The 24,526-nt window shown below is 62.9% G+C and carries 33 protein-coding genes; all 33 read right to left on the reverse strand.

Annotated elements, in window-relative coordinates:
* Positions 1-22: 22 nt before the first annotated feature.
* The 33 genes from F0M17_RS16600 to F0M17_RS16760 all read right to left on the reverse strand — a co-directional run bounded on the left by F0M17_RS16600 (position 23) and on the right by F0M17_RS16760 (position 24,524).
* On the reverse strand, positions 23-3,637 hold the full coding sequence (locus F0M17_RS16600; RefSeq protein WP_149597619.1) for a phage tail tape measure protein: 3,615 nt from the start codon (positions 3,635-3,637) through the stop codon (positions 23-25).
* Between the two features lie 89 nt (positions 3,638-3,726).
* Complete coding sequence (locus tag F0M17_RS16605; RefSeq protein ID WP_149597620.1) at positions 3,727-4,101, reverse strand: hypothetical protein; 375 nt, start codon at positions 4,099-4,101, stop codon at positions 3,727-3,729.
* 26 nt (positions 4,102-4,127) lie between these two features.
* On the reverse strand, positions 4,128-4,475 hold the full coding sequence (locus F0M17_RS16610) for a hypothetical protein (RefSeq protein WP_149597621.1): 348 nt from the start codon (positions 4,473-4,475) through the stop codon (positions 4,128-4,130).
* Between the two features lie 101 nt (positions 4,476-4,576).
* Positions 4,577-5,416: a hypothetical protein gene (locus F0M17_RS16615; RefSeq protein WP_149597622.1), complete on the reverse strand. Its 840-nt coding sequence runs from the start codon at positions 5,414-5,416 to the stop codon at positions 4,577-4,579.
* 63 nt (positions 5,417-5,479) lie between these two features.
* Positions 5,480-5,863: a hypothetical protein gene (locus F0M17_RS16620; RefSeq protein WP_149597623.1), complete on the reverse strand. Its 384-nt coding sequence runs from the start codon at positions 5,861-5,863 to the stop codon at positions 5,480-5,482.
* The gene (locus F0M17_RS16625; RefSeq protein ID WP_149597624.1) at positions 5,856-6,176 is read right to left on the reverse strand and encodes a hypothetical protein; all 321 of its coding nucleotides are present in this window, start codon (positions 6,174-6,176) and stop codon (positions 5,856-5,858) included. Before F0M17_RS16625 ends, F0M17_RS16620 begins: the two co-directional genes overlap by 8 nt.
* 120 nt (positions 6,177-6,296) lie before the next feature.
* On the reverse strand, positions 6,297-6,626 hold the full coding sequence (locus tag F0M17_RS16630; protein WP_149597625.1) for a hypothetical protein: 330 nt from the start codon (positions 6,624-6,626) through the stop codon (positions 6,297-6,299).
* On the reverse strand, positions 6,623-7,057 hold the full coding sequence (locus F0M17_RS16635) for a Gp19/Gp15/Gp42 family protein (protein ID WP_149597626.1): 435 nt from the start codon (positions 7,055-7,057) through the stop codon (positions 6,623-6,625). The genes F0M17_RS16630 and F0M17_RS16635 overlap by 4 nt, the downstream gene beginning before the upstream one ends.
* A gap of 14 nt (positions 7,058-7,071) precedes the next feature.
* Positions 7,072-7,449: a hypothetical protein gene (locus tag F0M17_RS16640; RefSeq protein WP_149597627.1), complete on the reverse strand. Its 378-nt coding sequence runs from the start codon at positions 7,447-7,449 to the stop codon at positions 7,072-7,074.
* Positions 7,450-7,452: 3 nt separating this feature from the next.
* Positions 7,453-8,361 carry a hypothetical protein gene (locus tag F0M17_RS16645; RefSeq protein ID WP_149597628.1) on the reverse strand — a complete coding sequence of 303 codons (909 nt, stop codon included), beginning with the start codon at positions 8,359-8,361 and terminating at the stop codon, positions 7,453-7,455.
* Between the two features lie 20 nt (positions 8,362-8,381).
* Positions 8,382-8,741, reverse strand: coding sequence for a capsid cement protein (locus tag F0M17_RS16650; RefSeq protein WP_149597629.1), 360 nt, complete (start codon positions 8,739-8,741; stop codon positions 8,382-8,384).
* Positions 8,742-8,743: 2 nt separating this feature from the next.
* On the reverse strand, positions 8,744-10,042 hold the full coding sequence (locus tag F0M17_RS16655; protein WP_149597630.1) for a head maturation protease, ClpP-related: 1,299 nt from the start codon (positions 10,040-10,042) through the stop codon (positions 8,744-8,746).
* Positions 9,999-11,309, reverse strand: a complete 1,311-nt coding sequence (locus F0M17_RS16660) for a hypothetical protein (RefSeq protein WP_168202054.1) — start codon at positions 11,307-11,309, stop codon at positions 9,999-10,001. Before F0M17_RS16660 ends, F0M17_RS16655 begins: the two co-directional genes overlap by 44 nt.
* An 11-nt stretch (positions 11,310-11,320) precedes the next feature.
* Entirely contained in the window at positions 11,321-13,156 is a 1,836-nt protein-coding gene (locus tag F0M17_RS16670) for a hypothetical protein (RefSeq protein WP_149597633.1), read from the reverse strand.
* Entirely contained in the window at positions 13,098-13,751 is a 654-nt protein-coding gene (locus F0M17_RS17520) for a P27 family phage terminase small subunit (RefSeq protein WP_168202055.1), read from the reverse strand. Before F0M17_RS17520 ends, F0M17_RS16670 begins: the two co-directional genes overlap by 59 nt.
* Positions 13,718-14,185 (reverse strand): hypothetical protein, encoded by a 468-nt coding sequence (locus F0M17_RS17525; protein ID WP_168202056.1) that lies wholly within the window; start codon positions 14,183-14,185, stop codon positions 13,718-13,720. Before F0M17_RS17525 ends, F0M17_RS17520 begins: the two co-directional genes overlap by 34 nt.
* 8 nt (positions 14,186-14,193) lie before the next feature.
* Entirely contained in the window at positions 14,194-14,745 is a 552-nt protein-coding gene (locus F0M17_RS17875; RefSeq protein WP_371737270.1) for an HNH endonuclease, read from the reverse strand.
* A gap of 428 nt (positions 14,746-15,173) precedes the next feature.
* The gene (locus F0M17_RS16685; RefSeq protein ID WP_149597636.1) at positions 15,174-15,473 is read right to left on the reverse strand and encodes an HNH endonuclease; all 300 of its coding nucleotides are present in this window, start codon (positions 15,471-15,473) and stop codon (positions 15,174-15,176) included.
* 181 nt (positions 15,474-15,654) lie between these two features.
* Entirely contained in the window at positions 15,655-16,320 is a 666-nt protein-coding gene (locus F0M17_RS16690) for a hypothetical protein (protein ID WP_149597637.1), read from the reverse strand.
* 55 nt (positions 16,321-16,375) lie between these two features.
* Positions 16,376-16,732, reverse strand: a complete 357-nt coding sequence (locus F0M17_RS16695) for a VRR-NUC domain-containing protein (RefSeq protein ID WP_149597638.1) — start codon at positions 16,730-16,732, stop codon at positions 16,376-16,378.
* Positions 16,732-18,024: an HNH endonuclease gene (locus F0M17_RS16700; protein WP_149597639.1), complete on the reverse strand. Its 1,293-nt coding sequence runs from the start codon at positions 18,022-18,024 to the stop codon at positions 16,732-16,734. Before F0M17_RS16700 ends, F0M17_RS16695 begins: the two co-directional genes overlap by 1 nt.
* Positions 18,025-18,222: 198 nt before the next feature.
* Complete coding sequence (locus tag F0M17_RS16705; RefSeq protein ID WP_149597640.1) at positions 18,223-18,507, reverse strand: hypothetical protein; 285 nt, start codon at positions 18,505-18,507, stop codon at positions 18,223-18,225.
* Positions 18,504-18,725 carry a hypothetical protein gene (locus F0M17_RS16710; RefSeq protein WP_149597641.1) on the reverse strand — a complete coding sequence of 74 codons (222 nt, stop codon included), beginning with the start codon at positions 18,723-18,725 and terminating at the stop codon, positions 18,504-18,506. The genes F0M17_RS16705 and F0M17_RS16710 overlap by 4 nt, the downstream gene beginning before the upstream one ends.
* A 12-nt stretch (positions 18,726-18,737) precedes the next feature.
* A complete protein-coding gene (locus F0M17_RS16715) occupies positions 18,738-19,370 on the reverse strand; it encodes an HAD domain-containing protein (RefSeq protein ID WP_149597642.1) in 633 nt (210 codons plus the stop codon).
* Between the two features lie 6 nt (positions 19,371-19,376).
* A complete protein-coding gene (locus F0M17_RS16720; RefSeq protein WP_149597643.1) occupies positions 19,377-19,688 on the reverse strand; it encodes a hypothetical protein in 312 nt (103 codons plus the stop codon).
* Positions 19,689-19,805: 117 nt separating this feature from the next.
* Positions 19,806-20,051, reverse strand: coding sequence for a hypothetical protein (locus tag F0M17_RS16725; RefSeq protein ID WP_149597644.1), 246 nt, complete (start codon positions 20,049-20,051; stop codon positions 19,806-19,808).
* Positions 20,048-20,374 carry a hypothetical protein gene (locus tag F0M17_RS16730; protein WP_149597645.1) on the reverse strand — a complete coding sequence of 109 codons (327 nt, stop codon included), beginning with the start codon at positions 20,372-20,374 and terminating at the stop codon, positions 20,048-20,050. Before F0M17_RS16730 ends, F0M17_RS16725 begins: the two co-directional genes overlap by 4 nt.
* A complete protein-coding gene (locus tag F0M17_RS16735) occupies positions 20,371-20,709 on the reverse strand; it encodes a hypothetical protein (RefSeq protein ID WP_149597646.1) in 339 nt (112 codons plus the stop codon). Before F0M17_RS16735 ends, F0M17_RS16730 begins: the two co-directional genes overlap by 4 nt.
* Positions 20,706-21,557: a phage antirepressor KilAC domain-containing protein gene (locus F0M17_RS16740; RefSeq protein ID WP_149597647.1), complete on the reverse strand. Its 852-nt coding sequence runs from the start codon at positions 21,555-21,557 to the stop codon at positions 20,706-20,708. The genes F0M17_RS16735 and F0M17_RS16740 overlap by 4 nt, the downstream gene beginning before the upstream one ends.
* Before the next feature lie 48 nt (positions 21,558-21,605).
* Positions 21,606-22,337, reverse strand: coding sequence for a hypothetical protein (locus tag F0M17_RS16745; protein ID WP_149597648.1), 732 nt, complete (start codon positions 22,335-22,337; stop codon positions 21,606-21,608).
* Positions 22,334-22,693, reverse strand: coding sequence for a WhiB family transcriptional regulator (locus F0M17_RS16750; protein WP_210416671.1), 360 nt, complete (start codon positions 22,691-22,693; stop codon positions 22,334-22,336). Before F0M17_RS16750 ends, F0M17_RS16745 begins: the two co-directional genes overlap by 4 nt.
* A 43-nt stretch (positions 22,694-22,736) precedes the next feature.
* Positions 22,737-24,239 carry a ParB N-terminal domain-containing protein gene (locus tag F0M17_RS16755; protein ID WP_149597650.1) on the reverse strand — a complete coding sequence of 501 codons (1,503 nt, stop codon included), beginning with the start codon at positions 24,237-24,239 and terminating at the stop codon, positions 22,737-22,739.
* 57 nt (positions 24,240-24,296) lie between these two features.
* A complete protein-coding gene (locus F0M17_RS16760) occupies positions 24,297-24,524 on the reverse strand; it encodes a hypothetical protein (RefSeq protein ID WP_149597651.1) in 228 nt (75 codons plus the stop codon).
* Positions 24,525-24,526: the final 2 nt, after the last annotated feature.

Raw genomic sequence — 24,526 nt, forward strand, 5'->3', positions numbered from 1 at the left:
TACCTCCTCAAATCGTTGTTATCTACCGTTGCCCGGTCATCTGCCGGTTGCCACGCCTGGCTTCACGCTTCGCCTGGCGCATCCGCCCATCCGCCACATCAGACACATAAGCGGTGAACTCGTACCCGTCGACCACGAGTGTCAGCTTCTCGGGAAGCTGGGCACCCTGCGAGGCCATCTTGATGGCACGCTCCGCTACCGACCACTGGTTCGAGGTCAGCACCGGTTCGGGCTTCCCCGTCGCGTTCAGTGTCGGAGTCACGCCCGGCTGCAGGTACCCTCCGTTGTCGTACTTCATGTACTTCATCGGGTTGACCGTGCCGTTGACGCGGCCCTCGTGCACCTCGAAGTGGGTGTGCACGCCGGTCACGTTGCCGGTCGCGCCCTGGTAGCCGATATGCTGGCCGGCCTTCACCTGGTCGCCGACCTTCACCTGCGGGCCGCCTACCGGGTTGTGCCCGTAGTACGTCCACAAGCCCGGGCCGTGGTTCAGGTAAATGCCGATGCCGGTCTTGCCCGGCACTGTGTTCCAGCCGACGCGCTGCACCACACCAGGCAGTGCCGCGTAGGTCGGACCGCCGCCTGCAATATCGACACCGGTGTGGAAGCCACCCCAGCGCGGACCGTACATCGAGGTGAACGGACCCTTGGACGGGCGGTGGAACGCGCCCAGAGGCCCGTCGTAGACCGCGCCGCCCGAGGCGGCCGCCTGCTCCAACGCCTTCTTGTCGTCGGCGCCGACAGCCCACCCGACCATGTCGTCGATGACCTTGTGGGCACCGCCGCGGATCAACTCGTTGATTCCCGCCCCAGGCAGGAACGAGCTGATGGAGTCCTTGAGCGGGTTGGTGAGGGCTCGGACCCCTTCGGCAATCTTGCCGACGACCCAGTCCTTCGCGGTGCCCACCGCCTTGGTGACACCGCCCCAGACGTCGCCCCAGAACCCCCCGGCGGGCAGCATGGCCTCGGCTGGCTTGGCACCGGCCAGCATCTGCAACGAACCGTCCGGCGCCTGCTCCCGACCGGCCAGCATGTCCTGAGTCTGGGCCGCGGTGTAGACCCGGCCCGGGGAGCTGAAGTTCACCAGCTCCGGACCTTCCTCACCAACCAGCGCCCAACCGCCCTTGTGGTAACCGCCCTTGGCGAACGCCGGCAGGCCGTCCACGTCCGGCAGCCGCCAGGACAGGCCGAGCTTCTCCGCGATCCCGTTGAACATCGACTTGAGCCCGTCGTTGTACACGGTGTTGATCACGAAGTTGATCGGCTTGCGAACGATGTTCGCCACGCCTTCCCAGATGTTCTTGACCGCTTTCTTGCCGTGCTCGAAAGCAGACACGAAGTCTCCCTTGACCAGGCTGCTGATGGCGGAGAACACCGGCTTGCCGTACTTGTCCCAGATGCGTCCGATGCCGTCGACCATGGCGTTCCACTTGTCGCTGATCCAGCCCATGGCAGGCTTGATGCCGTGGTTGTAGAGCCACTTCGCGCCGGCGCTGACCCCGTCCCAGATCGGCTTGAGGATATTCGTCCAAGCCCAACCAATGCCGGAAATCATAGTTTCCCAGCCGCTCTTGATCCACCCGAAGGCCGGTTTCAGCGCGTTGTCCCAGAGCCACTTGCCACCGGCGGCGACAGCGTTCCAGGCTGGCTTCAGGATGTTCTCCCACGCCCACTTCGCGTTGTTCGTCCAGTTGGTCCAGGCCTCGCCGATCCATTTGAACACCGGCTGCAGGATCGTTCGGTACAGCCAGTCGGCGGCCTTCGCGATCCCGTCCCAGGCAGGCTTGAGGATGTTCGTCCAGGCCCAGCCCATGCCGGCCATGACCGCATCCCACGCCGGGGCGATCCAGTTCAGGAAGGGTTCCAGCACGTTCGCCTTGAGCCAGTCCATGATGGTGCCCCAGTTCATGATGACCAGCACCAGCCCGGCGATGGCTGCGCCGATACCCAGAGCGATGGCCAGCCACGGCGAGGCCGCGAGGGTCAGATAGCCCCAGGCGAGCGCCACGACACCGAGGGCGATACCCACACCTTCGAGCACACCCGGGGTGTTGGTGGCCCAGTCCATGACGGACTGCAGCGGGCCGAGCGCCGGCACGATGCCGTCGGTAATCAGGCCCATGAATGAGCGGGTGATCGTCTCGATGCTGGTGCCGGCGTTATCGTTGAGGGTCTGCCCCATCGACTCCGCCTTGCCTTCCAGCGATCCGAAGGCGTCGCCCATCGGGTCCACCATGCCCAGGAAGTTCGGGATCTGGTCGGTGCCGAGGTCTTCCAGCGGGGTGCCGAACAGGGCGAGCGACGCCGCGGCCTGCTCGCCGGGGTCCTTGATCCCCTGCAGCCCGTGCACGATCTGAGCCATGGCACCCTCAGCGGTTTCCCCGCCAGCCAGAAGCTTGGTGGTCATGTCCTGCATGTCGAGGCCCAGCGAGTCGTACACTGCGCTCGTGCCCTTGGACATATCGGTCGCGCGGATCGTGAATTCCTTGAGTGCGTCACCCATCTTGTCCATGCCGATGGCCCCGTCGGCAGAAGACGCGACGATCATGCCCATGGCGGTCTCGCCGTCGATGCCGAGGGCGGCGAAGTGCTTGCCATACTCGTCCATGACCGGCAGGACTTCCCCACGCAGGCTCTGCGGGATCTGCTGCATGGCGCCGGTAATCAGGTCGAAGGCTCCGGTCGCGTCGGATGTAAGACCGTTCTTGATCATGGATCCGGCGGTGGTCGCCGACTCGGCCACGTCCACATCGAACGCGCCGGCCAAGTTCATGGCGTAGCCGGTGATCTTCTCGATGTCGGCCTGCGATGCGTCGCGCATGCCCGCCATCGATGAGACCACGGCGTCCACCGAGTTGCCGACGTCTTCCATGGATTCGCCGAAGCCGTTCTTGTACAGCTCGCCCGTAGCCGCGCCGTAGACCTCGGCCTGCTCCGGAGTCGCACCGAGCGCCGCACTGATGCGGTCCACCGCGGTGTCGCCCTCCAAAGCGGTGCCGAAGGCTTCGGTGAGCAGCGCCGCGCCGCCGACCGCGCCAGCGATCTGCGTGACGGTGCCGCCGACGCTTCCTGAGAAGTCCTCGAAGCGGCCGCCCACGGTGCTGATCGCATCGCCGAACTTGCCCCACTTCTTCGGTTGCTCGGCGATCTCCTCGCCCAGCCCCTTCTGGGCTTTCTCCAGCTGCTTGGCGGCTTCTTCCGAAGCGTTGTGCGCCTGCTTGAGTGCTTCCTCGGAGTTCGCAAACTTCCTGGTGTCGTCCTCCGCCTTGCCGCGCGCGGCATCCAGGCGAAGCGCGGCGGCCCGCGCCTGATCGGAGTCCGCGCCGGACTTCTCCACGGCGGCGGCCAGCTTCACCTCGGCGTCGATGACCGCGGCCGCTGACTTCTGCTGAGCCTGGCGCGCCTTGCTCACGTCCTGCGAGAGCTTGGAGACGAGCCCGGCGGCCTGCTTCTGCGCTGTTTCCAGTTCGGCCACGCTGGCCGAGGTGGCGCCGTCGGCGCCGGAGGAGAACGCGGCCGAGTATTCCTTGCCGGCTTTCTGCCCGGCGCTCTTCGCCGCCGCGCCGGTCTCCTTGGCCAGCTTCGGCTGGAACCCCTTCATGGACGGCAGAACGTCAATCCATAGCTCGTCGGCCACGTCGCGCCACCTCACTGTTCGTTAAAGACCCACCGCCACGGCCTGCACCGGGTCTTTGGGGAACCCCGTGCGCAGGTCGTGGCGGCCAGTCAGCTTTGATTGCGGTTCAATACCGCACGGAAGTGCGCTCTGTCGGAGGCGACCTTCTCAGGAGTCCGCGCCTCAGTCGTCTGCTGCTTGAATGTCTTGGGATTCGGCAACGGCTCGAACTTCTCCGCAGGCGCTTCGCTACCGCGATTCGCGTTGTAGAAGTTCGTGCGCAGCAACCGAAGTTGCGTGCTGACATCCCAGAGCATCCACTCCACGTCGTGCCAGTGATCCCCAGCGATTTCCCGGGTCACTGCGTTCGGCCTGGGCAAATGCTCGATCATGACCCGCAGCTGGCGGGTGCTGATCTTCCCCTTCAGCGCATTGATGACCGGGTTCCCGTGTCCTGGATACGCCTGCATGAGCGCGGCTTCCACCGCTTCCGGGTGCTCCCCGATAAGGCCTAGGACCTCTTCGGCCGAACTTTTCCCATTTCATCTCGCATCGAGGCGCCGGCCGCGGCCCATACCGCTACCAGCTGGTCGGTGGTGTATCCGGCGTCCAGGTAGGTCTTGAGCTGGTCTTCGGCGCTGATGCTCGGATGGTGGTTCAGGATCTCCAGCGCTGCTTCCTCGGAAGTGTCTGCAGCCATCACCTTGTCGTGGAACGCCTTGATGTCAGCGCTGTCGATGCCCACGTTGAGCTTGATCCATACCGCGGAGTCCTTGGACACCTCGACCTTCTGGAGTTCTCCGACTCCGACCTCGTCGAGCTGCTTCACGAACTGATCCATACGGATGCTCTTAGACATGAGAATTCCTCTTTCTTTCAAATGGGGGCGACGGGACAGGATGGTTTAGGGTCCGAGCGGTGCTGTGCGTCCCCTCAGCAGCACCGCCCAGACCAGTTCAGTTAGGCGCGGGTGAACGCCACGGCCGGCGGGCTGGTGTACCCGGTGCCCGGCGCGGTGACGTTCACTTCGGTCACCTTGCCGCCCTCGATGACCGCGGTCGCGGTAGCGCCCGACCCGGCGCCGCCGGTGAACTCCACCGATGGGGCCACGGTGTACCCGCTGCCGGTCTTGGTGATGGTCACCGAGCCGACACCGTCGGCGATCAGAGAAGCCACGGCTGTCGCATCGGTCGGCAGGTACGCCGGGCCGTTCTGGAACTCGTCCGAGGTGCTCTTGAGCAGCTCGTCTTCCAGCAACGCCAGCGTTACGCCGTGGGTCTCGTCCGCGGTGCGGCTCATGGTGCGAGCGGCCTTGGTGCTGACCTTGATGCGGTAGCCGACGATCACGCGGTAGCGCGCGGCCGAACCCACGCCGTCTTGTGCGAGGAGCACCATCCGGTACTCCGGCAGCTGGGTGACGTTGCCGCGGTTGATCTGCCACGGTCCGTCCTTCGTCTCAGGCCAGTCTTCGAACGGCACGAAGTTCACGAGGCACTGGACCCAGGCATTGTCCTCGGAGAATGCGACCGTCAGCGATTCCTCGATGCCTTCCAGGTCGCTGCGCTGCGGGCGCAGGCGCTGGAGCACCGAGGTATTCGCGGAGCTCAGCGACTCCTCGTGCTGGATGCCGTCGGTGGTGATGAAACCCATGTCCTTGCCTCCGGCCGGGATGACCGGCAGGAAGCTCTCGTCGAACCAGGCTTCGGGGAGCACAGCGTCCGGAGCGAAGATCATCATGATCTGGTCCGGCCACTTGCGCAGGTTGGTTGAACTCGCGTCCAGCTTGTCTTTCAGATCCATGTCGGATCTCCTTCCATATGAAACAAGCAGTCGCCTTGTGACGACTGCTGTCGAACGATGTGATTACTGGGGCCGGATGTCGATGGTGTACGTGGCCGTGGCCTGGTGCAGCCCGGTGTTCGCGTACGGCTCCACCGACGGGTGGAAGAGCAGGCGGACATCGTCCACGAACCTGGATTCGAAGCCCGAGCCTGCCAGCGCCATCATGCGCCGGTCCGCCTCATCCATCAGGTCGAGCGCCGCCCCGCGCCCCGCGGCATACGCGCAGACCTCCACCGACGGGCTGCGAGTCATCTGCACCGAGGACCCACCGCCGAACACCTGCACCTTGAGCGCCGGGGCCAAGGTGGCCAGATTCTCGTCGGTCTCGGTGAACACCGGCGCCGAGGTTCCTGCGCGCAGCCAGTCCAGCACCAACTGCTCGGCCCGCGGATACCAGCTAGGCACCGGCAGCCCTACGGAGCACCTGAGGCCTGGTTAGCTTGTTGTAGCCGTCCGCCTTCTTCAGCTCGTCAGTGATCTGCGCCGTCACCCGCGCATAAGAACGCTTCACGCCGGACGGCGAGCGCGTTCCTGGTCGGGTGCCTTCGCTAATTTCCAGGGCGTTGGCGAAGGCCGTTTGCCCGTCGCTGAGGGCGATTGCTTTGGCGGTCGGGAGGATTCTGCGTGCTTTCGCTTGGAGTGCTTGGCGTACTTTCTGCGATTGCATCAGGTTGTTGACCGTCTTGGTGCTGAGGCTGATCTGGCTCTTCGAGGTCATGGGTTTCACCTCCTGCGAATGCTCGTTTGGTGGTGATGCCCAGTGGCAGTCCGAGCTTCTTGGCGACGTGGGCCGGGTAGGTGTTGCCGGCGAAGTGGACTGTGTCGTGGTTGGCCATGGTTATCCTTTCTGCTGCAGCAGATTGACCTCGGTGTGGTCGAGGATTCCCGAGGCGAAGTGCTTCGGTTCGGCTTTCACCTTGTAGGTGTTCCCGGCCACGGTGATGATCGACCCGGCGGTGATGCGTGGGTCGAGGGGCCCGCTGATGAAGTACTCCCCGGTGACGGTGTGCTTTCCGGCGCGGTCCTCGGTGGATGAGGCTGGCTGGAAGTTGCAGGGTCCCCAGTCGATCCGGGTTCTGGTTTTGGTGGGGGTGCCGTCCGGTGCCGGAGTGGTTGCCCCGGTCGGCACGTGCGCGGTGACCATGACTTGATGCAGTGCGTCGGTCATTCGTACACCTCTTTCCAGTCCGGGAAGATCCGGTTCAGGCCGTAGGCCTTGGGTGCTTTGATCTGGGGCAGCGGCGTGGAGGCCGCGGCCCCTTCGAAGATCTCGACCATCCACTCTTCGAAGCTGAGACGTTCGTCGCCGCCGGAGGAGTCCAGGGTGATGGCCCTGGACTCGGCTCCTGCGGCGACGGCTACGGATTTCACTCCGTTGTTTTCGAGCTTTGGAAGGACTGAGAGCACAATGCTCACGACGACGTCGGTGACGTCTTCGGGTTGCAGTGTTCCGGCGGTGATTCGCTGGTCTACGTCTTTCCAGCGGCGTCGGATCTTTCGGGATGCTGCTCCGATCCAGTACTCGGCTCGGGTGGTTTCGACCGGGTTCAGCGGGCGCCATGCGTTGACGATGTCGGATACCTGCGCAAGGTCAGCCATGGCTACCCGCCTTCCTATTTCGTGCCGGTGGCCTTGGCCGCCGGGGTCTTGACCGTGGCCGGCTTGTTGTCGGCGTTGGCGGCTTCGAGCTGTGCGTTCGCTTCGGCCAGCTTGCCGTTGGCTGCTGCAGCTTCTGCCTTGGCTGTTTCGGTGGCAGCCTTGGCTTCTTCTAGCTGGGCCTTGAGCGCTTCGACCGGGTTCTGCGCCGGTGGCTGCTCGGTCACGGTGACCTTCTCGATTAGCTTGCGGCTGACCAGGTGCTTCAGCTGTTCCTCGTCCACGCCTTCGGGGATAATCCCACCGGCGCGGACGATGCGGGCAACACGGTTGCCGTTGGGCGAGCCCACGGCGACCTTCACGACGGAGGCCTTGGCCTTGTGCAGAGTTGCCATGGCTTAGGCCCCCGTTCCGGTCATGTAGATGCCAGCCAGCGGGTTGGTGACCACTGGCACGTGCGGGCTGCGGGCCTGCAGTCGGGTCTTGTCCGCCTTGCTCTCGCGGATGGATGCGACCTCCACGCCGGTGTCGTTGCCGACCGGGCGGTACTCCGGCGACGGGATCGATTCGCGGGCGATGCCGCCGAGCACCCGACGATCCAGGAACAGCGGGTCGGTGACTTCTCCGCCGTCCGCTGCCACCCAGGTGATGCCGCCGATGGTCGGGAAAGCCCCGGTCTTGGCGGTGTCGTCGCTGTCCGGCAGGACGTCCAGCAGCTCGGGGACGATCTCCGCGTGCTGGATGCCGTCGAGCACGACGGTGTCGATGTCGTATCCCAGCTTCAGTGCTCGGACGGTGGCCTTGGCTCGCATGGCATCCTTGAGGATCTGCTTGCCGTTGGTCCAGGCACCACCTGCGATGGTCTGGGTCACCGAAGACTGGATGACGCCCAGCGCCGCGTCGTTGCCGCTGAACACGAGTTCGGTCTGCAGCAGAGTGAGCGCGTCGTCGATGGGCTGGCGCAGAAGCCGGCCCACTTCTTCGTCCGTGACCTCGGTGGCGATGCCTTCCTTGATCGCGGTGTACAGCTCGTACTGCTCCACGCCCAGCGGAGTGAGCTTGTACTCGGCTCCCGGAGCCACCGCGTCGGCGCTGCGGTCGGTGCGGATGATCTCCTTGGTCGGCACCATGATGGCGCCGCCGCTGAGCTGGTAACGTCCCTGCAGCAAGAAATTGCCGAGGAACTGCTGCGCCTTGAGGATCTCTCCGACGCGACGAGCAAGCAGGGCTGGGGACTTGATGAAAGCCATAAGATCCGCTGCGCTGGCGTTCTCCATCTGGCTCGGGGTGTACGGGTAGGTAATCATTTCTGGATGATTCCTTTCTTCTAGCGCTGGAGAACCTGGACCAGCTTGCCGTCAGTGGCAGCGGTCAAGGCCAGACCGATGACGGTCCCGGTCGTAGCGGTGCGGACGGCTCCTGCTCCGGCGGCTTCCAGGCTTGCGCCCAGAGCCACCTCGCCGGAGGCCTTCAGCTCGTGGATCACTTTGCCGACTTCCACGGTGACCTTGTCACCGATCGCAGCATCGTGGCCGGCAATCCCCACGTAGGAGGTGCTAGCGGCCGCGGCCGGAGCCACGGAACGGTCGGTCGCGCCGACCTGGACAGGCTGGCCACCGACTACTGCGGTGGTGACATCGAAGGTGACGGTGTCACCCGGACGATGGATTGGCAGGTACTGGCCCATGGTTAGGACTCCTTCGTGGTCTCAGCGGTCGCGAAGACCTTGCTGTAAACGGTGTCTTCATCGGTAGCCTGGTCAACGCCACCGGTGTAACCCTTGGCTTCGACCGGCACCAGGCCGGGGGCCAGCGCGTTCAAGCTTTCCTCAACGCCCGGATCGGCAGCCAGGGCCTTGATCCAGTGCTCGCGGCGTGCCGGCGGGATGCGGCCCGATTCAACAGCCGAGTCCACCACGCGGTTGCGATGCTCCTCGATCTGCTGGTTGCGTGCCTCGCGGCCGGCAGAGGCATCGTTGAGCAGCTGCGAGTACTGAGCCTCGTCGAGTACCACCGTTCCCGGTGCAGGCTGCTGGGCGGCCGCGGAGGCGGCGGCATCCTGCGATTCCTCGGCACGCTCGGCGAGCGCTTCGTCCAGTTCGGCCAGGACAGCTTCCTCGGAAACGTCGGTGGCCTTCGGGTCGATCCCCAGACGCTTGATCACGCCCTGGAGTAGAGAGTCCGACATGTCGGCTCCTTCCTTTGTGTGGGGCTGGTTCGGGGATTCCGTTTCAGCCAGATCGTTTCGCCACTGGCCGGCGACGGCGAGCGCCTCGTCCAGGTGGGCTTGGATGTCGCGCCGGGCTGGCGTGGCATTGGTCGGTGTGGGTGCCGGTGCGGCGCGGCGGCCGGCGTAGGCGAACACGCTGAAGTCCAGGCGGTTCTTCAGGTCTTCGGCTTCGGTTTCCGCGGTGCCGACGATGCTGTCGGCGAGTCCGGCGGCTACGGCTTCCTCGGCGGTGTACCAGGTCTCGGCGACCATGCGTTCGCGCCATTCGTCGCGGGTGCCGCCGGCTCGGTCTGCGTAGACCGAGGCGATGGTGTTGGAGATGCGGTCGAGGAAGTCGGCGGCGTCGCGGAAGTCGGCAGGGTTGCCGATGGCGATGGTGAGCGCGTCATGGATCATGATTTCGGCGCCCTTGCCCATGACGATCTCGTCGGCCGCCTGGATGATGAAGCTGGCGGCTGAGGCGGCCAGCCCGTCCACGGTGGCGACGACCTTGGCCTTGTGCCGCTTGAGCGCGTTCATGATGGCCACCGCGTCGTAGACGTCGCCGCCTGGCGAGTTTACGCGGAGGTTGATCTTGTTCGCGGTGATGCCGGAGAGGTCCTGGACGAACTGGGATGCTTCGACTCCCCACCATCCGCCGATCTGGTCGTAGATGAAGATCTCGGCCGCGTCGGATTCGGTGCTGGCTTCCATGCGGTACCAGCTGGTCTTGTTCTCAATCCGCGGTGTCAGGGGGTTCTTCTGCTTCTGGTGCGGCATCGGCGGGTGCTCCTTCCGTGGTTGGCTTGGTGCGTGCCGTGGTGGTGTCTGCCGGGGGCAGGCCGTAGACGGTGCGCAGGTAGATTTCGAGCGGTTCGTCTACGACGATGGCGCCGCAGTCGATGAGCGCCTTGATTGCCTCGGCTGTGGGCTGGTGGCGTGAGCCGATCTCGTCGAAGGTCACCAGCGGGGCTGGTTCGTCCGGGCCGAAGTTCAGGTCGACCAGGTCTTCGACGATGTGCTGCGATGCGGTCTCCGCGATATAGCCGGCGAACGTCTGCAGGGACAGGGTGAAGAAATCCGCGAAGGTGCTTCCCAGCGCCCAGGAACCGGTTTCGGTGCCGAGGTTGAGGAAGTGGGCCAGTACTGCGCGGGCGATCTGCTCGTCGTAGTAGCGGATCGGGGCTTCCGCGTCCGGCAGCTGCCCGGTGACTCCGAGCAGCTCCAGCTTGGCTGAAGGCGGGATGGATGAGCCGGCGGTCTCTCCGGAGCGCACGCCGCGGGCGATTTTCAGGCCAGCGTCCACCTGCTGCTGCATTGCCGCCTGGTACTCAGCGACGGGCATGTTCTCCGGCAGCTCTCCGGCGGTGTACACCGGGAAGCCCATGCCGTTACGGTCCACCGACTGCAGCTGGACCCGGAGCATGCGGTCCTTGAGCAGCCAGAACTTGTACGCCGGGCGAAGCAGCGACTGGCCGAGCCAGTTGCCGCCCTCCCGGTCGAGCACGTACGCGACCAGACGCTCCACACCCATGCTGGATTTCTTGCCGGTCGGGTCGCCGAGCTGGTGCAGGGCCTTGAGCCCGCCGTCGGCGTCCACGTCGATCTGCGAGATGGTGCGCTGCGGGCGGAAGCCCAGCTTGCGGAGCCGCGCGCGGCCCTGCTCGTCGATGCGGTAGACCTGCTCGAAGTACGCGTGTCCGAAGGGAAGCATCAGCAGCGCGAGGCGCAGATGCTCTTTCCAGGAGAACCTGTCTCGGGAGCGCGGAGCGGTGACGGCCGGCTGGCCTTTGATCGGCAGGCCCAGATCCTCGGAGACCAGCTGCACCACCTCGGGGCGCGCCCCGTTCGGGTCGATGCGCCATTCGGTGCGGATGATCGGCAGGGTCACTGCCCGGAGCACTGACATGACCTGCGCGTCCTGCCGTCGCATCTTGTCGTACACCTCAATGTTGAGGGGCCAGCGCAGTTCCGGGGTCTCTTCGTCCTGCTCATAGCCCCAAAAGCTGGAGGCTTGATAGCCTCGCTCGTCTTGCGGTGCGGCCATTGACCCTCCTCTCAAAATCCGATGCTTCCAATGTCCGAGGTGTAGCCCTGCCCGCTGTCATAGCTGGTGTGGCTGTCCTGGACGTGGGTCGCAACGTCGCTGGTCTTCACCGCGGCCGGGGCCGGCGGCGGTGGCAGTTGTCGGTCTTCCTTGCGGGTCAGCAACCACAGCGCGGCCACGGCCGCCATGAGCGGTGCCGTATCGGATGGGGAAGCCTTATCATCGGGCAGCGTCGCGCCGCCGCTGAACTTCTTCAGCACCGCGGTAGTCGCCGCCAGATCCAGCGGAGGCTGCTTATGGTGGCGCAGGCTCTTGCCGGTGACCTCGTCCATGAATCGAGACCAGCCGTTGGTGAGGTCGGTTCCCTGCCACGGGATCACCGGCACGTCGAAGTCGTTCTCCGGGTCATCCTTGGCTTCGGCCAGATCCTCGATCAATGCGGAAACCTGCGCGCCCTTGGACTGGCCTGTGACGGACTTGATGCGCCCGCGACGCTTGGAGTTCATCAGGTATCCGCTCGTCCAGCTGGTGCCGTGCCTGGCGGCTACAATCTCCACCTGCGGGCGGCCGTCGGTGCGGTGCCCGGCGAATGCCATGTACACGTACTCGCGGTCGCTGGACTGGGCCAGCCCCACTGTCACATCAGAGACGATCCTGTCCGCTTCCGCGATCTGCGGCATGCCGTCCGGGCCGATCTCCGGCTTGTTTTGTCCTTCTTCCCACACACCTGGCGGGAACGGCCCTTCAAGCACACCGTCCGTCCACTGGCACAAGCACTCGGTACGAAATACCCATTCGGGGTCGGTCTTGCAGGCCGCGGCCAGCGTGCGCTCGGTGAAGCCTGGGTTCCAGCCCACCGAGGGGTTAGCCTGCGCCCAGCCCTCGCGGTCCCACTTCGAGCACCCGGGAGGAGCTGACCATTCGAACAAGCCGAGGGTGTCAGGCTCCTGCTCCCACTCGTCGCCTTCCTCGTACTCCTCGTCATCATGGTCATCAGCGGACTCCATGCCTAGATCGATCACGTCGGGCAGCAGGTCTTCACCGGACTTGCAGATGCCGTCCGGGTCCCCTGCGCCCTCGTGGCCCATCTGGCGAAGGTAGCGCAGCACGATGCTGGTCACGTCGCCGGCGTTGGACAGCGCGAGGATCAGCGCTTCCAGCTGGGCCATGGTGGTCTTGGTGATCGCGCCCCAGGCATCCCAGTTCTGGTGCTCGCGCAGCTCGTCCAGCAGGATCAGGTTTCCGGTGAAGCCGCGGCCCGCCTTGCGGTTGGCCGCCTTGACCTTGTACCGGGTCTTGACCCGCTTGGTCTGCTTGAAATTCTCGACGTCACGGATGATCTCCAGAGCCTTCTTGCCGTTGACCTTCACGACCTTGTCGATCAGCGGGGCCAGCTCTTCGGACTCCTCGACCATGTCGACGGCGCCCTGCCAGACTTCCTCCGCGGTCTCCAAGTCCTGCGCGGTGCCGAGCACCAGCGGCCAGCCCCACACGCAGATGATCCACAATGCGAGCACCTGGGAGAGCGTGGACTTGCCGTTCTGTCGGGCAATCAGCACCACGACGGTGCGGAAGCGCAGCTGGCCATCTTCCAAGAGCTCCAGCATGTGCACCAGCAACCACTTCTGCCACGGAAACAGGTTCACCTTGAGAACCTGCTCCGCGAAGTCGATCACGTCATAACCGAGCGTCCACTCCTCCGCCTCCGGCGAGCGCGGTTCAAGCTGATGCAGCGGCGGGGTGTAGACGCGTGGCTTTTCCTTGCCGTAGAGCTTTGGTCGCTTCTTCCTATCCGGCTTGGCGGCGCCTGTTTGCCCGTTCCTGGAAGCTTGAGACGTTGCCGCCACCGCTTACCCCCTTGTCCTGCTTTGGAGGCTCTGGTGCGGCTCCTGCGCTCAGCGCGGCAGGAGTGATCTGGAGTTCGGAACAGGCCTTGATGTACTGAGGCATGATCTTGATGACCGCATCGTTGAGCGCTTCCATTGAGTCGCGCTGCGCTTCGTCGATCAGCCATGCTTGAGTTCTGGCGGCCGCGATAAGGCCGGCGTACTTCTTGCCTGCATCTCCTTGCAGGTGGGGCGAATTGGCGATGGCGGACGCGGTGGCGTCGGCCATGTAGCCGCGTTTCCTGGTTGGCTTCACGAGTGGAGCGAATCGGTCTCCCCAGGCGCGGATCTGATCGGCCAGTTTGCGTTCGACTTCCAGCGCCGGGTGGGGCTGAACCTTGCCGCGAGAGTCGCGGACCACCATGCCTTCGTCCTCGATGCGGGCCTGTGCCTGGCGAAGCCGTGCGACCAGGTAGCAGAATGCCTCCAGCGCCTGGCGGTCCACGGTGCCGGCGAGGTCGTTGGTCGCCACAATCTCGTCCCAGACTTCCTTGACGTGCTCGGGCAGCCGGTCGGGTGCGTTCAGACGCGGGTCGCGTTCTTCAGTTCCGTCCACCAGGTCACCTCCTGCACGGTCAGCTCGCGCGCTTGGATGTCGGCGGTGCCGAGGAGCTTGAGCGGCTGGAAGGTTCCTGCCGTGATAGTTTCCAGCTGGGCCGCGACGATGCCGTTGCCGTCGGTGGCTTCTGATTCGGCGCGGTCGATGTACTCGGGCCGTAGCTTGGCCACTAAGTCGGAGAGCGTTCGGCGTGATTTTCGCCAGTCGATCATGGTTGCGATGTCCGGGACGCTCATGTGCGGGTAGTCGGCCAGCACGTCCCGGACGGCCGGCTCGAATTCCTCGGAGGCACTCGGCCGCCAGTACTCCATGCGAGCGTCCTCGGCGAGCGCCCGACGAACAGCGTTGCGGGATACCTCGTGGTCTCGGGAGATCTCGCGGATGCCTCTGCCGTCGGCGTGCAGCTGGATGATCTTGGGACGGTCACGCATGACGGCTGCTATTCGAAGCGGACGATCGGTTCGATGGAGGTGGCGATGATCGGCTTCAAGACTTGCAGCTGTTCATCGGTTGTCTCGGCGTGCACGTAGAGCAGGTCAGCGACAACGCCATGCGCCTCAGTTGTGTTTGCAGCCAGGACGCGGATGCTCCCACCGTTCTCGAAGTTGATGCGGCGGTTGCCGTTGACGCGCGAGATGCACGACGGGTCCATGTCCAAGGCTGGATCTATCAGCGCGTCCAGGGCGGTCTTGGCGCTGCGTGGTCCGGGGAAAGCGATGGCCACGCGCTTGCCCAGCGCGGCTTCGGTAAGCACTGCCTGCAGCGCTCCCCTGGTTGGAATCGCGGTTTTTGACACTGGGTTCCTTTCGCTGGCTCGGCGCTTGCTTCGCCGTGGCACTTTCTTGCCCGTAATGAGGTTGCACACGAGATGCGTGCACTGGACATTCGACTTGAGATGGCTTCCGCCTTCTGCCCAAGGAATGACGTGGTCAATGCTGGCGCATTGTGGATCTGGGTACTTGAGCTCTCGGTCGACTGGCTTTTTGCAGATGCCGCATACCCAACCGTCTCGCTCAAAAATTTCTGCAGGATCGATCGGCTCGTATTCGACACCGTAGAACTTGGCCCGTGCCTTGGGATCGCGTGGCCGGTCGTAGACCGGGGCACCCTCGGCATAGGTTTTGCGATGTCGCATCCGGTCGTATTCTCTGCGTTCCGGCCGGCGATCACGCTCCCAGTACCGGCATTTATCCGTGCAATAGACCCGGCGGAGTGATTTCGCTTCGAACCGCTTCTTGCAAACTGGGCATTTCCGCTCAACCACGCTGCGCCCTCCCTCCTAGGAGGCGGGTTCACTTTCACCGCCATAACGCCTTGTCAATAACCAAATTCAATCTGGAAAATCCGGGGGAGGGAGGGAGGTAACCGGCGCGACTCCCCCGTAGCTCGGGGGTCTGGATTTTATTGGCCTCGGCCTCGCTACCAGTCATCCTTCATCCCCAACCCTTCCTGAAGGTTCGAACCGGCGGACTTGTTGCAGTCCAGATGAGCCGGCGCCCAGTTCGACGGATCCCAGGTGAGTTGCGGGAACATCTTGCGCGGTTTGACGTGCTGCACACTGCAAGACTGCGGATGCGGATACTCCAGCATGTAGTCGATGGACAGGTGGCAGATCACGCATGGTGTCTTCGCTCGTCGCCCCCTGGCCTTGACCTGTCGGAGCGCGTCGGATGCTGCGCGGCCGCGCCACGGCTTGACCGGCATCTGGTTCAGGCTCATGAGTTGATCACCTCGCTGCACTCGGGAATGACGAAGCCCCGGACATCTTGGGGTCTGTCCGGGGCTTCGAGTCGGTGGGTTAAATCACGAACCCCCGAGTCTCACAGAGATTCGGGGGTTCGATTTAGCCACTAAGGCCATTCAATCAGTAAATTTACGGTGCTATGTCAAGTCCGTCAAGTCAGGCCCGCTTCTTGGAAAGCCGTGGCCCTCTGCGCTTCTGAGCTCCCAAGGACTTGAGCATGTTCGTCCACGTGTCCCACTGCACAGTATGCCCGGCATCGGCGGAGCACTGCACGATGTGGGCACCTGCACGGTTCTCCACCACGACCAGTTGAGCATTGCATCCCGGGCGCTTGCAGAACTGGTCAGGTAGATCGACCTTGGTCTCAGCTCCGTGCGTTGCTGTGACCGTCCAGCCCGCCGCGTCCCGGATCCACCAGTAGGCATTCTTCGTGAACGTCTTATCTGCGGATCCCGCGATCTTCACTGCCTGGCTCCGAGACAGCCACTCCGCCAAACTGCCGGTGTCCTGGTACACGGGCAACTGCACAGCATGGTCATCGACCAGTCTCAGCACCACGGACCAGATGTTGTCCCTCGCCACAAGCAGTGCATCTGACACCGATACGTTGATTGGCACCGGGGCCTCGATCCGCTGGGCATGGCGCTCACTGCCACCGCCACCGGCCCCGGCATGCAACGCTTCCTGCGCGTCATCCCATCGAGCGGCCACGAGCCTCAGGTCGGCAATCATCTGGTCATTGCACTCACCGCACAAGTTCAGGCCTTGCAACGAGGCCGGCGCCCAGCTGTCCGGATTGTCCAGCAGATGAACTACGCACACCCCCGCAGCCTGCCTCGCTAGCTGGATGCAACCCCAACAACCGCAATATGGCGAATCAACGTGCTCGGGCAACGGACGCACCTCCTCGCAGGACCTTCTCAACACGACGACTCACCCAATCCGACGGACGCCACACCTCAGCAAACTGGCCACCAAGACGAAGATCATCCAGCCACAACTCCTGCGCTGCGCTGACCCGCCCACCCTGGGACTTCAACTCAACGAACAAGACCTGCTTCGTCTTTCCATGAATCATCACCAGATCCGGGAACCCTGCCTCGGAACCACGAGAGTCCTTGGTGTGATAGATCCTCATGTAGCCCAAGGACTTCGCCAGGCGAATCACGTTGGACTGGAACACGGCTTCACTCCACTGGAGGACCGGGTTATTGAACTGCTGGTTGTACTTCATTAGCTCTTCCTCCTACGAGGTCTATTGCGTCTTCGACGAGGCCGAGAGCCAGCCACAGGCTTAGGAGGAGCGCCGTGGACGGCACCAGCGTGCCCGTCCAGACCCAGCCCAGCCCGGCCCAACCCGACCCGACCCGACCCGGCAAATCCAGATCTGACATAGCTTTCACCTGTGGTCTGGTTTTGGTTATCAGTTGGTCGCCGTTTGATCGGCGTTTGATCGGTGCCCTGGTTCGACCGTGCGCCTGAGTGGCCGGAGGTGTCCGTTGCCTGCTCTGGTTCGGGAGCCTGGGTTTCCTGATCTGCAGCTGGATCCTCAACCATGGCGGGAGGTTCAACAGCGGCGGCTTCGGCTTCGATCGCTTCAACGCTCGGGTACGAGGCCAGATCTGAGTGCGACCTGAATCCCTGGGCCGGTGTTTCCGTTGCACCAGGTGACTCGACCGCGATCGTCTTTTCCGTTGCGGTAACAGGTGCATTGGTGGCGCCGGAGGTGTCCGTTGCGCTCACCTTGGCCGGATCCTCACCACGAGTGGGAGGTTCAACAGCCTGCTTCTGTCCTGCCGGAGACTTTGCGGGAGTCTTCGTTTCCTTGCGTTCCTCGGTCGGCTTGACGTCGAAACCACATTTTTCCATCAGCCACTTTGCCGTCGCCGCACTGTAGTACGGGTTCGTCGGCACGGGCCGGAGTTCCTTATCCCAGTTGTCACCTTCCTGTCTTGACGAGTTGCACGATTTGCAGGCTACGACCCGGTCTTCTTCCTTCGCGTTCTTTTCGCCTGGCTTCAAATGGTCGATGGTTCCCATTCGCGCTGACCTGCGATCTGAGTCCCATCTGGTGATCCTGCCGCACCAGCGGCATTCGTCGCCGTCACGCTTGCGGACAGGGCCGGAGCGTTCCGGGTTGCGGTTGTCGTACTGGCGCTGAGCTTCCCATTCCTTTTCGGAACGGAGAATCATGTGGAAGAGGTCTTTTTCTTCCACGAGCTTCAGCACCTGGCGCGGTCTGGTTGTGACGACGTTTCCTTCGTCGTCCTTTACCTCCTCGATGATCTCCTTCTCGAAGAAGATCCCGCAGAATACCGCCGCGTCCCGGAGAGCTTCGTAACGCGAACCTGCAAACAGGCGAGCCTGGCCAATCTCCACGATGTAGTCCATATCGTGAGCGGCAGACATCGTCGCGCAACGATTCACCCAGCCATACATCTCATTCAGGAGACGATCATCGTAGTCCTTCCACTCCAGGATCCGAAGGACGAGAGGATGTGTCGCGGCGATGTCCGACTGCTTCAACCACGACATTCTCGATTCCGTTCTTCTCTCTTGCTTTTGGTAGCTTCTGGACTTCTGCCCTGGCTACGGCGAGCGCGTCTTTTGGGTGCTTGGTGTCTGCGATGGTGTGGCCCCGCTTGAGGGTGAACCAGCGGAGAGTGTACGGGTTTCGGCAGACGTAGATCTTGTCGGACTCATCGGTGAGGGCTCTCATGAGCATCATTGGTGGGCCTCGATTCTGATGACTTGTTCGGGGTCACTGCGGTGCTTGATCTGGATCCCGTTCCAGGTGAGCTCTACGACGGTGGCGTGGAGCTGGTGGGTGATGTAGGTGATGCGTCCGTAGAGTCGTGGTTCTCCTGGAATGTTGACGCAGGCGTGCAGCCCCATGTGTTCCAGGTTGTTGAGTCGGCCGGTTTGGATCGCTTCCATGTCGCGCAGCGAGTCGAGACGGGGCACTGGGCCATCGTTCCTGGGGCGCTTCGGCTTCGCTGGCTCGGTCACTCGTCCACCTCCGGGCGGTCAGCTTTGATCATGGCCAGCAATGGAGCGCTGTAGGGACTCACAGGCTTCTTGAATGGCCTGTCTGGGCCCGATGCATTGCAGGCTCGAATGCCAGCGCTCAATCCCTCTTTGAATGCCGCGTTTGCCAGTGCAAGACCTGCCCGCGTGGTCGCGAGTTCTTCCACGGTGTAGGCGTTGTTGGGTGTTCCTGACTTCATGGCGGGGTCCTCCTAGTTAGTTCCGGCGATGAGTGGTATTGCGATGTTGTTTGGTTTGGGCTGTCGGGTGGCCGGTGCCGCTGGTGAGGTCGGTGCATCTGGTTCCATTTCCGGCATTCGCAGGGCTGGTGCTGTCGGGGCCGGTTCGGTGTAGTCGGCGTAGAAGTGCCGCATCTGGAACAGCATGGTCGGGGTGAGTCCGGTCCAGACGCTCGGGACGATAGCCCGGGCGCCGAACTCGTCCATCCATGGGTTCAGTGACTCGGGCTTGTATTCGTCCTCGGCCCAGATGATCCGGTCCCCCGCGCCACCAAGTTCAGCCAGGTACTTGCCGATGGCCAGGGACTTGTGGACGGTGTCGTTTCGTCCCAGTTGGAGCCACAGCCACCGGTCCGCGCCCTGCAGACCGATCTTCTGCCCGAAGGCCGGCGCTTGGCGTTGCCAGGAGCTGGACCAGACGACCTGAACTTCGTAGTCGTGGATGAGCTGGTTTAGTCCGGCGATCATCCGCGGCGAGATGATCTCGCCCCATTGCTTGCCGTCCACGCGAGTGAAGTCAGCCCAGGCCTGTTTGTGCAGTGGGACGGTGTAGGCGCGCCATGCGTTGAGTACGCCGTCGATGTCGAGGAAAAGGTAATTCGTCATCTCGTCTCAGGCCACCTTTGCTACATCTGACTGGCGGATGTTCTGCGCAGCGGCAACGGCTCCGAAGATCTCATTCACGGCAGCGAGAACGGCGCCCCTGATGAATTCACCAGCGTCGGCGAGATCCTCGCCGAGGTACTGAAACGCCCGAAATGGGTTGGCCTGGATACGTGCAGCGCGGATCTCCTGCTTGACTTGGTGGAGCGTCTGGCGAAGGTTCTTTTCGTACAGGGCTGCCATGCGTGGTTGTCCGGTTTGTCGGCAGTGCTCGGCGCGTTTGGCCAGGTCGATTGCTCTAGCGATGCTCGGGCTGCTCATGGTCGGCTTTCCTTTCGTTGTTGATGGATGTTCGGAGGAATCTGGCGAGAACCCAAGCTGTGAATGGGGACTGGAAAACTAGCAGTCCGATGCCCAGCACCAGCCAGGACCACGCGCTCACTGTTTCTCCGTCGACGAACGCTTGCCGGTGATGGTGATTTTGGTGCTGGGGGTGAGTGCGTATTGGCCTGTGTTTGTCTTGATCTGTACCGCTTTGAATTCGGTGAGGGTGAGATCTCCGTTGTCCTCACGGATTTCGCCTTTCATGGTTCCGTGCGTGACCTGTTCCAGTACTCCAAGGTTGCCGAGGGTTCGGCCGAGGTCTGTTCCGTTGAGACGTCGGGCCTCGATCGTGACGCTCATGCTTGCACCAGGAATCCAGAGAACGGGCCGATGGAAGGGATGTTGCTCAGTGCCCATGGCTCCTCGTTTGGGTAGACGAGGGCGGCTTCGTCCATTGGGTTCAGCGGGTCGTTGCCGGGCAACCAGTGCCAGTCCTTGCGGAATCGGATGGTGAATTCCACGAGGTCGTCGGCATCCTGGAAGGCCTCGATGGTCTCCCCGGTCGCGTTCTCGAACCAGTCGCGGACGGCTTCGTCTGCGCTGTGCGCGTCCGTGGTGCCGGTGATCAGCCACATGTCGCTGTCTTCGCCCATTTCCTGGACGGTGATCTTTTCGGTGCTCATGAGTGGTCCTCTTTCAACTTGTTGATCTTGTCTGGCTGGTAGCCGAACCAGGTGGTTTCGTCGGTCGTGGCCGGATAGTAGACGTGCACGAACGGCATCTCGCAGGCCACGCCGAGGGCTGTGGCCTCGCGCTTCAGCTCATCGATGAGTTCGAGGTGGTCGTCATGGACGATGATCTTGTTATGCGGGATGCCGGCCTCGTCTAGCTTTCGCAGCGTGGCCTTGCATCCCTGGCACACAGGCAGGCCCTTCCCCGACGGCTTGACGTACACGGTGACGCGTGGCCGCTCGTCCACCTGCGGTTCCTCGCCTGGTACCTGGTCGAAGTCGCTCATGATGCTGACCCCTTCGGACCTTGGAGAGTTGCCGCCGATCTTCTCATCTGGGTGATGAGTCGGTTCACGGCGACCGCGCCCTCAGGGGTGAGCTTGAGTGTGTGCATTACTTCCCCGCGGAATCGTGGCGCGTCGTGCACGAGGACCGCATGGAAGTACTTCTTCTTGTCCGCCATAGCGCTGTACCGGTAGATCACCTTCTTGCGCTGCTCCTTCTCCGACCAGCGGGAGGACTCCTGCTTGTAGATCCATTTGCGGTCCAGCAGGATCGCGCGCAGTTCGTTCTCGCCGATCTTCAGGTCTGATGCCAGCGTGCGGAAGGTGATCAGGTCCTCGTCGGCCACGAAAGTATCGACGTAATCTGCTTTCGGTTCCAGCTCTGCGATCTGCTGATCTTTCGCCGCGATCATTGCCTGTGCCTCGATCACGGCCATGGCCAGCAGCTCAACGCCGGACGGCTTGGCCGGCGGCGCCTGCACTTCCGCGGCGCGGGTCTGGATCGCGAAGTACGACTGCGCGGCCGCGACCTCCGGCTTGCGCGGATCCCCGTTCATGGCAACCAAGTAACAGGCGTAGCGGGCAAGGTGGATATCCTCTGCCGGGCGGCCGCCCTCGGACTTTTTGACGGTGCCGACAAAAAGTGACTCGATTGGCTGGTTTTGGTTCGCTGCGGTGAACTTTGCCCGGGTGATCGATTCCTCGAACCGGCGCCAAGTCTCATATCCGAGCAGCGGCATCAGATCGCGGGCCGACCAATACTCTGTACCGGCTTCGGTCGTGAGCTTGATCTGTTCAAACGGCGAGCGCGCGGTGTCTTGTTGTGCTGCGTAGTTGAGTAGGTCGTTCACTGGTTCCTCCTTACAAGGTGGGTGGCTTGTTAATTTCTTGACAAGGTTTCAGCTGACGACGGCAAGGTGCATCGGCACGTGAGCGATCCATGCTCGTTTGGTGGTTCGGAAGTTTTTGTCGGCCGTATTGTCGAGTTCCAACTTCGATACGTGCATCAGGCCGATGAACCGCGAGCCGACCATGACCAGGATTTGCCCGCCACCGGCAGACGCAAGCACGCATCCGACGCCGTACACGGTTTCTGCAGCCTTGAACGCGGCGAGAGTTTTGCTGTCGAATTCGATCGGCGGAAGCTTGGAAGATTTCGCTTGCACGTAGGTCGCTAGCATGTGCCACGACTTTTGCAGGTCTTTGCGTTCCTGCACCGGCGTGGTCACACGGTACGAGTCCCCTCCGAATAGCTGGCCCAGGCGGCGGATGTTGATCGTCGCGAGCTGGATGTCCTTTTCCTCGGGTTGCCGTTCAACGGTGAAGGTCACGGTGATTTCCAGCTGCACTTCCCAGTCCGTCTTGGACGGCGTGAACGCGGCAATGACGGTTGAGGCGATGTCCGGAGTCATGCTGAACTCGCCCAGTTCGCCGTCCCACTCGTCCTGGTCTACTTCTACGCGGGCCATTCCGGTGGTGAGGCCGTTCTCGGCGAAGACCAGCAGATCCCCGTTGTCACGGAGAGACAACGTCAGTGAATTGCCGACGGTGTCTTTCTTGTCCTTGGATGCGTGGGTCTTGACCGAGGCCAAGGCTGCCCGGAAGTAGTACATATCAACAATGAATTTCATGATGCTGCCCTCCTTCTCTCTTTTCTTCTCTGTTTCGCTTCGACGCGCTGCTTGAGCTTGTACCGGGTGCGTCGCTCTTCCTGGCTGAGTCCGCCGAAAGTGCCGTACTGCCGACTGTTCGGGTTGCTCTGCCCGTGCTCGTAGCAGATGCTGACGACCGGGCATCCCGCGCAGATCGTCTTGCCCGGCTGCGCGGCGAACGGTGCCGAGCTGATCGGATAGAACGGATCCCCGTTCTTGCGGAAGTCCCACGTCTTGGCCATGTCCGCGCACGCGGCCTGATCCATCCAGGCATTCGGATCAGTGGACTTGTCCGGAGCCTGCTGGATCATCGACGGGATGCGCCGGGTCACCATTGCGGTACCCACCTCAGCCAGTCGCTCGCCATGAACCACGGCATTACTTGTCACCGCCATCGCAGGTCGGGCACGGGGTGGACGCGTCAGCCGCGATCACCTGGTGCTGGCCACAGCCCGCGCAAGTCACCTCGGCTCCCACCGGTAGTTCAACGTCCAATCCTTGGTTGCCCTGCTGGTCTTGGCTTGCAGCCAGACGCATCGCGTCGACCTCGTCGCGGTCCGGGATGTACCCGAAGAGGTTGATCAGCCTCCGATACCAGGTAGCCATCGGCTTCCACCGAGCAGCTTTCTCCCAAGAATCCCGCTGATACAGGTTGAATTTGTGAGACATGTCCTCGGCATCTGCAGCCTGCAGCCACGCGTACAGGCGCACTTGCTGGCCCAAGGTCATCTTGTATACGAGTTCAAAGGCTTGCTCTTCCCAGACCGAGCGACGCCTTCTCACCGGTTCCGAGTACTCGCTCTCGTCAGCCTCTGGCTCTGGGTACGGCAAATTAATGGCCTGCGCGATTAACCGTTTACGCGCTTCAGTCAGCGAGTCATTGGCGAATACGACGTCAGCGAACAACTCACGATCATCGGCATCCGTGAGCGCCTTCTTGTCCCGGATCTTCGAGACCACGAACTGCTGGCGAGCAGCCTTCGAAGTTGGCAACGTGCCATTCAGCCGGCGGACCAATTCCAGTTCTGCCTTGCGCTCCGGAGAGACCTGCTTGGTCTTTGCCCTGGTCTTGGCCCACCAGTTGACCGACTCCGGGGTGCTCACGTCGAACTGGTGGCCTGCAGCGATGTGCTCATCGACGGACAGCACCGCGTCGGTCTTAGACCAGCGGCCGCTGTACCGGTTCTCGGAATCGATTTCCACAGCGCCTTGGCCGGTCAGCTCGGTGCGGAGCACATCGCGCTTTGCGTTCGCCTTCTTCTGCTCGATCAGTCGGGTGACGTCCTGCTGGCGCTGCTTCCACCGGGTGTCTTCCAATTCCTCCACGACACTGTCGAACAGTGAACCGTCGCCGGTCTCGCTCTCCACATCGAGGATGTCCGCGGCCGTGAGCAGGTCAATGGTTCCGCGTTCGTGCAGCTTGGCGACCTTCGGCTGGCTGGCCAGGCGAGCGCGCGGCTTCACCTCGGCCTTGTCGATCTGGAAGTTCTTCGAGATCCATGCCTCGGTCTTGCCCTCGGTGAGCATGCCCTGGATCGCCTGCGACTGCCCCAGGTGGTCGAGGGTCAAGTGGTTGGTGCCCGTGGACATGGCGTCGAGGTACAAGGCCAGTCTCGGATTCTGCGGAGCCTCGACGACCTGGCAATTCAGTTCGGTCAGGCCTGCGCGCAGCGCGGCCGCATGGCGGCGGTGGCCGCCCAGGATCTTCCAGTCGCCTTCCCGCTCCGGGTGAGGGTAGACCTTGATCGGTTCCATCTGGCCCACGGACTTCAGCTCGTGGGCAAGCTGGTCAATATCACCCAGATCGGTGCGAGGATTGTCCGGATCTGGATGGATCGCAGTAGTCGGCAGCATCTTCAGCTGTCCTGGTTTCTGAGACACGAAGTCCTCCAAAGATGTATTGGAAAAGAATGTGATTGGGCCGAGAAGGCCCGCGAGTTAGGCGGCGGTGTCGGCCGGGGCGAGGCGGTCGGCGCGCAGTTCGGCGGTTATCCAGTCCCCCAAGGCCAGGACAACCCACGCGAACGCCACCAATGCGGCCAGCGCTGATACTCCGGTCGGCCACTGGGCCGATAGCCACGACACCAGCAGCAGGAGCCCCACCACCGGCATATGCACCCAGAACATGCGGCGCAACGCGAAGAGAAGAATGGTTTCAGCAGTCATCA

It is taken from the genome of Glutamicibacter sp. ZJUTW (assembly GCF_008370855.1).
In the GTDB taxonomy this organism is placed as follows: domain Bacteria; phylum Actinomycetota; class Actinomycetes; order Actinomycetales; family Micrococcaceae; genus Glutamicibacter; species Glutamicibacter nicotianae.

Excerpts from the sequence above, each read along its gene's own strand:
- F0M17_RS16610 (WP_149597621.1), bottom strand. The coding sequence starts at position 4,475 with ATGTCTAAGAGCATCCGTATGGATCAGTTCGTGAAGCAGCTCGACGAG.
- F0M17_RS16615 (WP_149597622.1), bottom strand. The coding sequence starts at position 5,416 with ATGGATCTGAAAGACAAGCTGGACGCGAGTTCAACCAACCTGCGCAAG.
- F0M17_RS16625 (WP_149597624.1), bottom strand. The coding sequence starts at position 6,176 with ATGACCTCGAAGAGCCAGATCAGCCTCAGCACCAAGACGGTCAACAAC.
- F0M17_RS16630 (WP_149597625.1), bottom strand. The coding sequence starts at position 6,626 with ATGACCGACGCACTGCATCAAGTCATGGTCACCGCGCACGTGCCGACC.
- F0M17_RS16635 (WP_149597626.1), bottom strand. The coding sequence starts at position 7,057 with ATGGCTGACCTTGCGCAGGTATCCGACATCGTCAACGCATGGCGCCCG.
- F0M17_RS16640 (WP_149597627.1), bottom strand. The coding sequence starts at position 7,449 with ATGGCAACTCTGCACAAGGCCAAGGCCTCCGTCGTGAAGGTCGCCGTG.
- F0M17_RS16645 (WP_149597628.1), bottom strand. The coding sequence starts at position 8,361 with ATGATTACCTACCCGTACACCCCGAGCCAGATGGAGAACGCCAGCGCA.
- F0M17_RS16650 (WP_149597629.1), bottom strand. The coding sequence starts at position 8,741 with ATGGGCCAGTACCTGCCAATCCATCGTCCGGGTGACACCGTCACCTTC.
- F0M17_RS16655 (WP_149597630.1), bottom strand. The coding sequence starts at position 10,042 with ATGCCGCACCAGAAGCAGAAGAACCCCCTGACACCGCGGATTGAGAAC.
- F0M17_RS16660 (WP_168202054.1), bottom strand. The coding sequence starts at position 11,309 with ATGGCCGCACCGCAAGACGAGCGAGGCTATCAAGCCTCCAGCTTTTGG.
- F0M17_RS17525 (WP_168202056.1), bottom strand. The coding sequence starts at position 14,185 with ATGCGTGACCGTCCCAAGATCATCCAGCTGCACGCCGACGGCAGAGGC.
- F0M17_RS16685 (WP_149597636.1), bottom strand. The coding sequence starts at position 15,473 with ATGAGCCTGAACCAGATGCCGGTCAAGCCGTGGCGCGGCCGCGCAGCA.
- F0M17_RS16695 (WP_149597638.1), bottom strand. The coding sequence starts at position 16,732 with ATGAAGTACAACCAGCAGTTCAATAACCCGGTCCTCCAGTGGAGTGAA.
- F0M17_RS16710 (WP_149597641.1), bottom strand. The coding sequence starts at position 18,725 with ATGAAGTCAGGAACACCCAACAACGCCTACACCGTGGAAGAACTCGCG.
- F0M17_RS16715 (WP_149597642.1), bottom strand. The coding sequence starts at position 19,370 with ATGACGAATTACCTTTTCCTCGACATCGACGGCGTACTCAACGCATGG.
- F0M17_RS16720 (WP_149597643.1), bottom strand. The coding sequence starts at position 19,688 with ATGAGCAGCCCGAGCATCGCTAGAGCAATCGACCTGGCCAAACGCGCC.
- F0M17_RS16725 (WP_149597644.1), bottom strand. The coding sequence starts at position 20,051 with ATGAGCGTCACGATCGAGGCCCGACGTCTCAACGGAACAGACCTCGGC.
- F0M17_RS16730 (WP_149597645.1), bottom strand. The coding sequence starts at position 20,374 with ATGAGCACCGAAAAGATCACCGTCCAGGAAATGGGCGAAGACAGCGAC.
- F0M17_RS16735 (WP_149597646.1), bottom strand. The coding sequence starts at position 20,709 with ATGAGCGACTTCGACCAGGTACCAGGCGAGGAACCGCAGGTGGACGAG.
- F0M17_RS16745 (WP_149597648.1), bottom strand. The coding sequence starts at position 22,337 with ATGAAATTCATTGTTGATATGTACTACTTCCGGGCAGCCTTGGCCTCG.
- F0M17_RS16750 (WP_210416671.1), bottom strand. The coding sequence starts at position 22,693 with ATGGTGACCCGGCGCATCCCGTCGATGATCCAGCAGGCTCCGGACAAG.
- F0M17_RS16760 (WP_149597651.1), bottom strand. The coding sequence starts at position 24,524 with ATGACTGCTGAAACCATTCTTCTCTTCGCGTTGCGCCGCATGTTCTGG.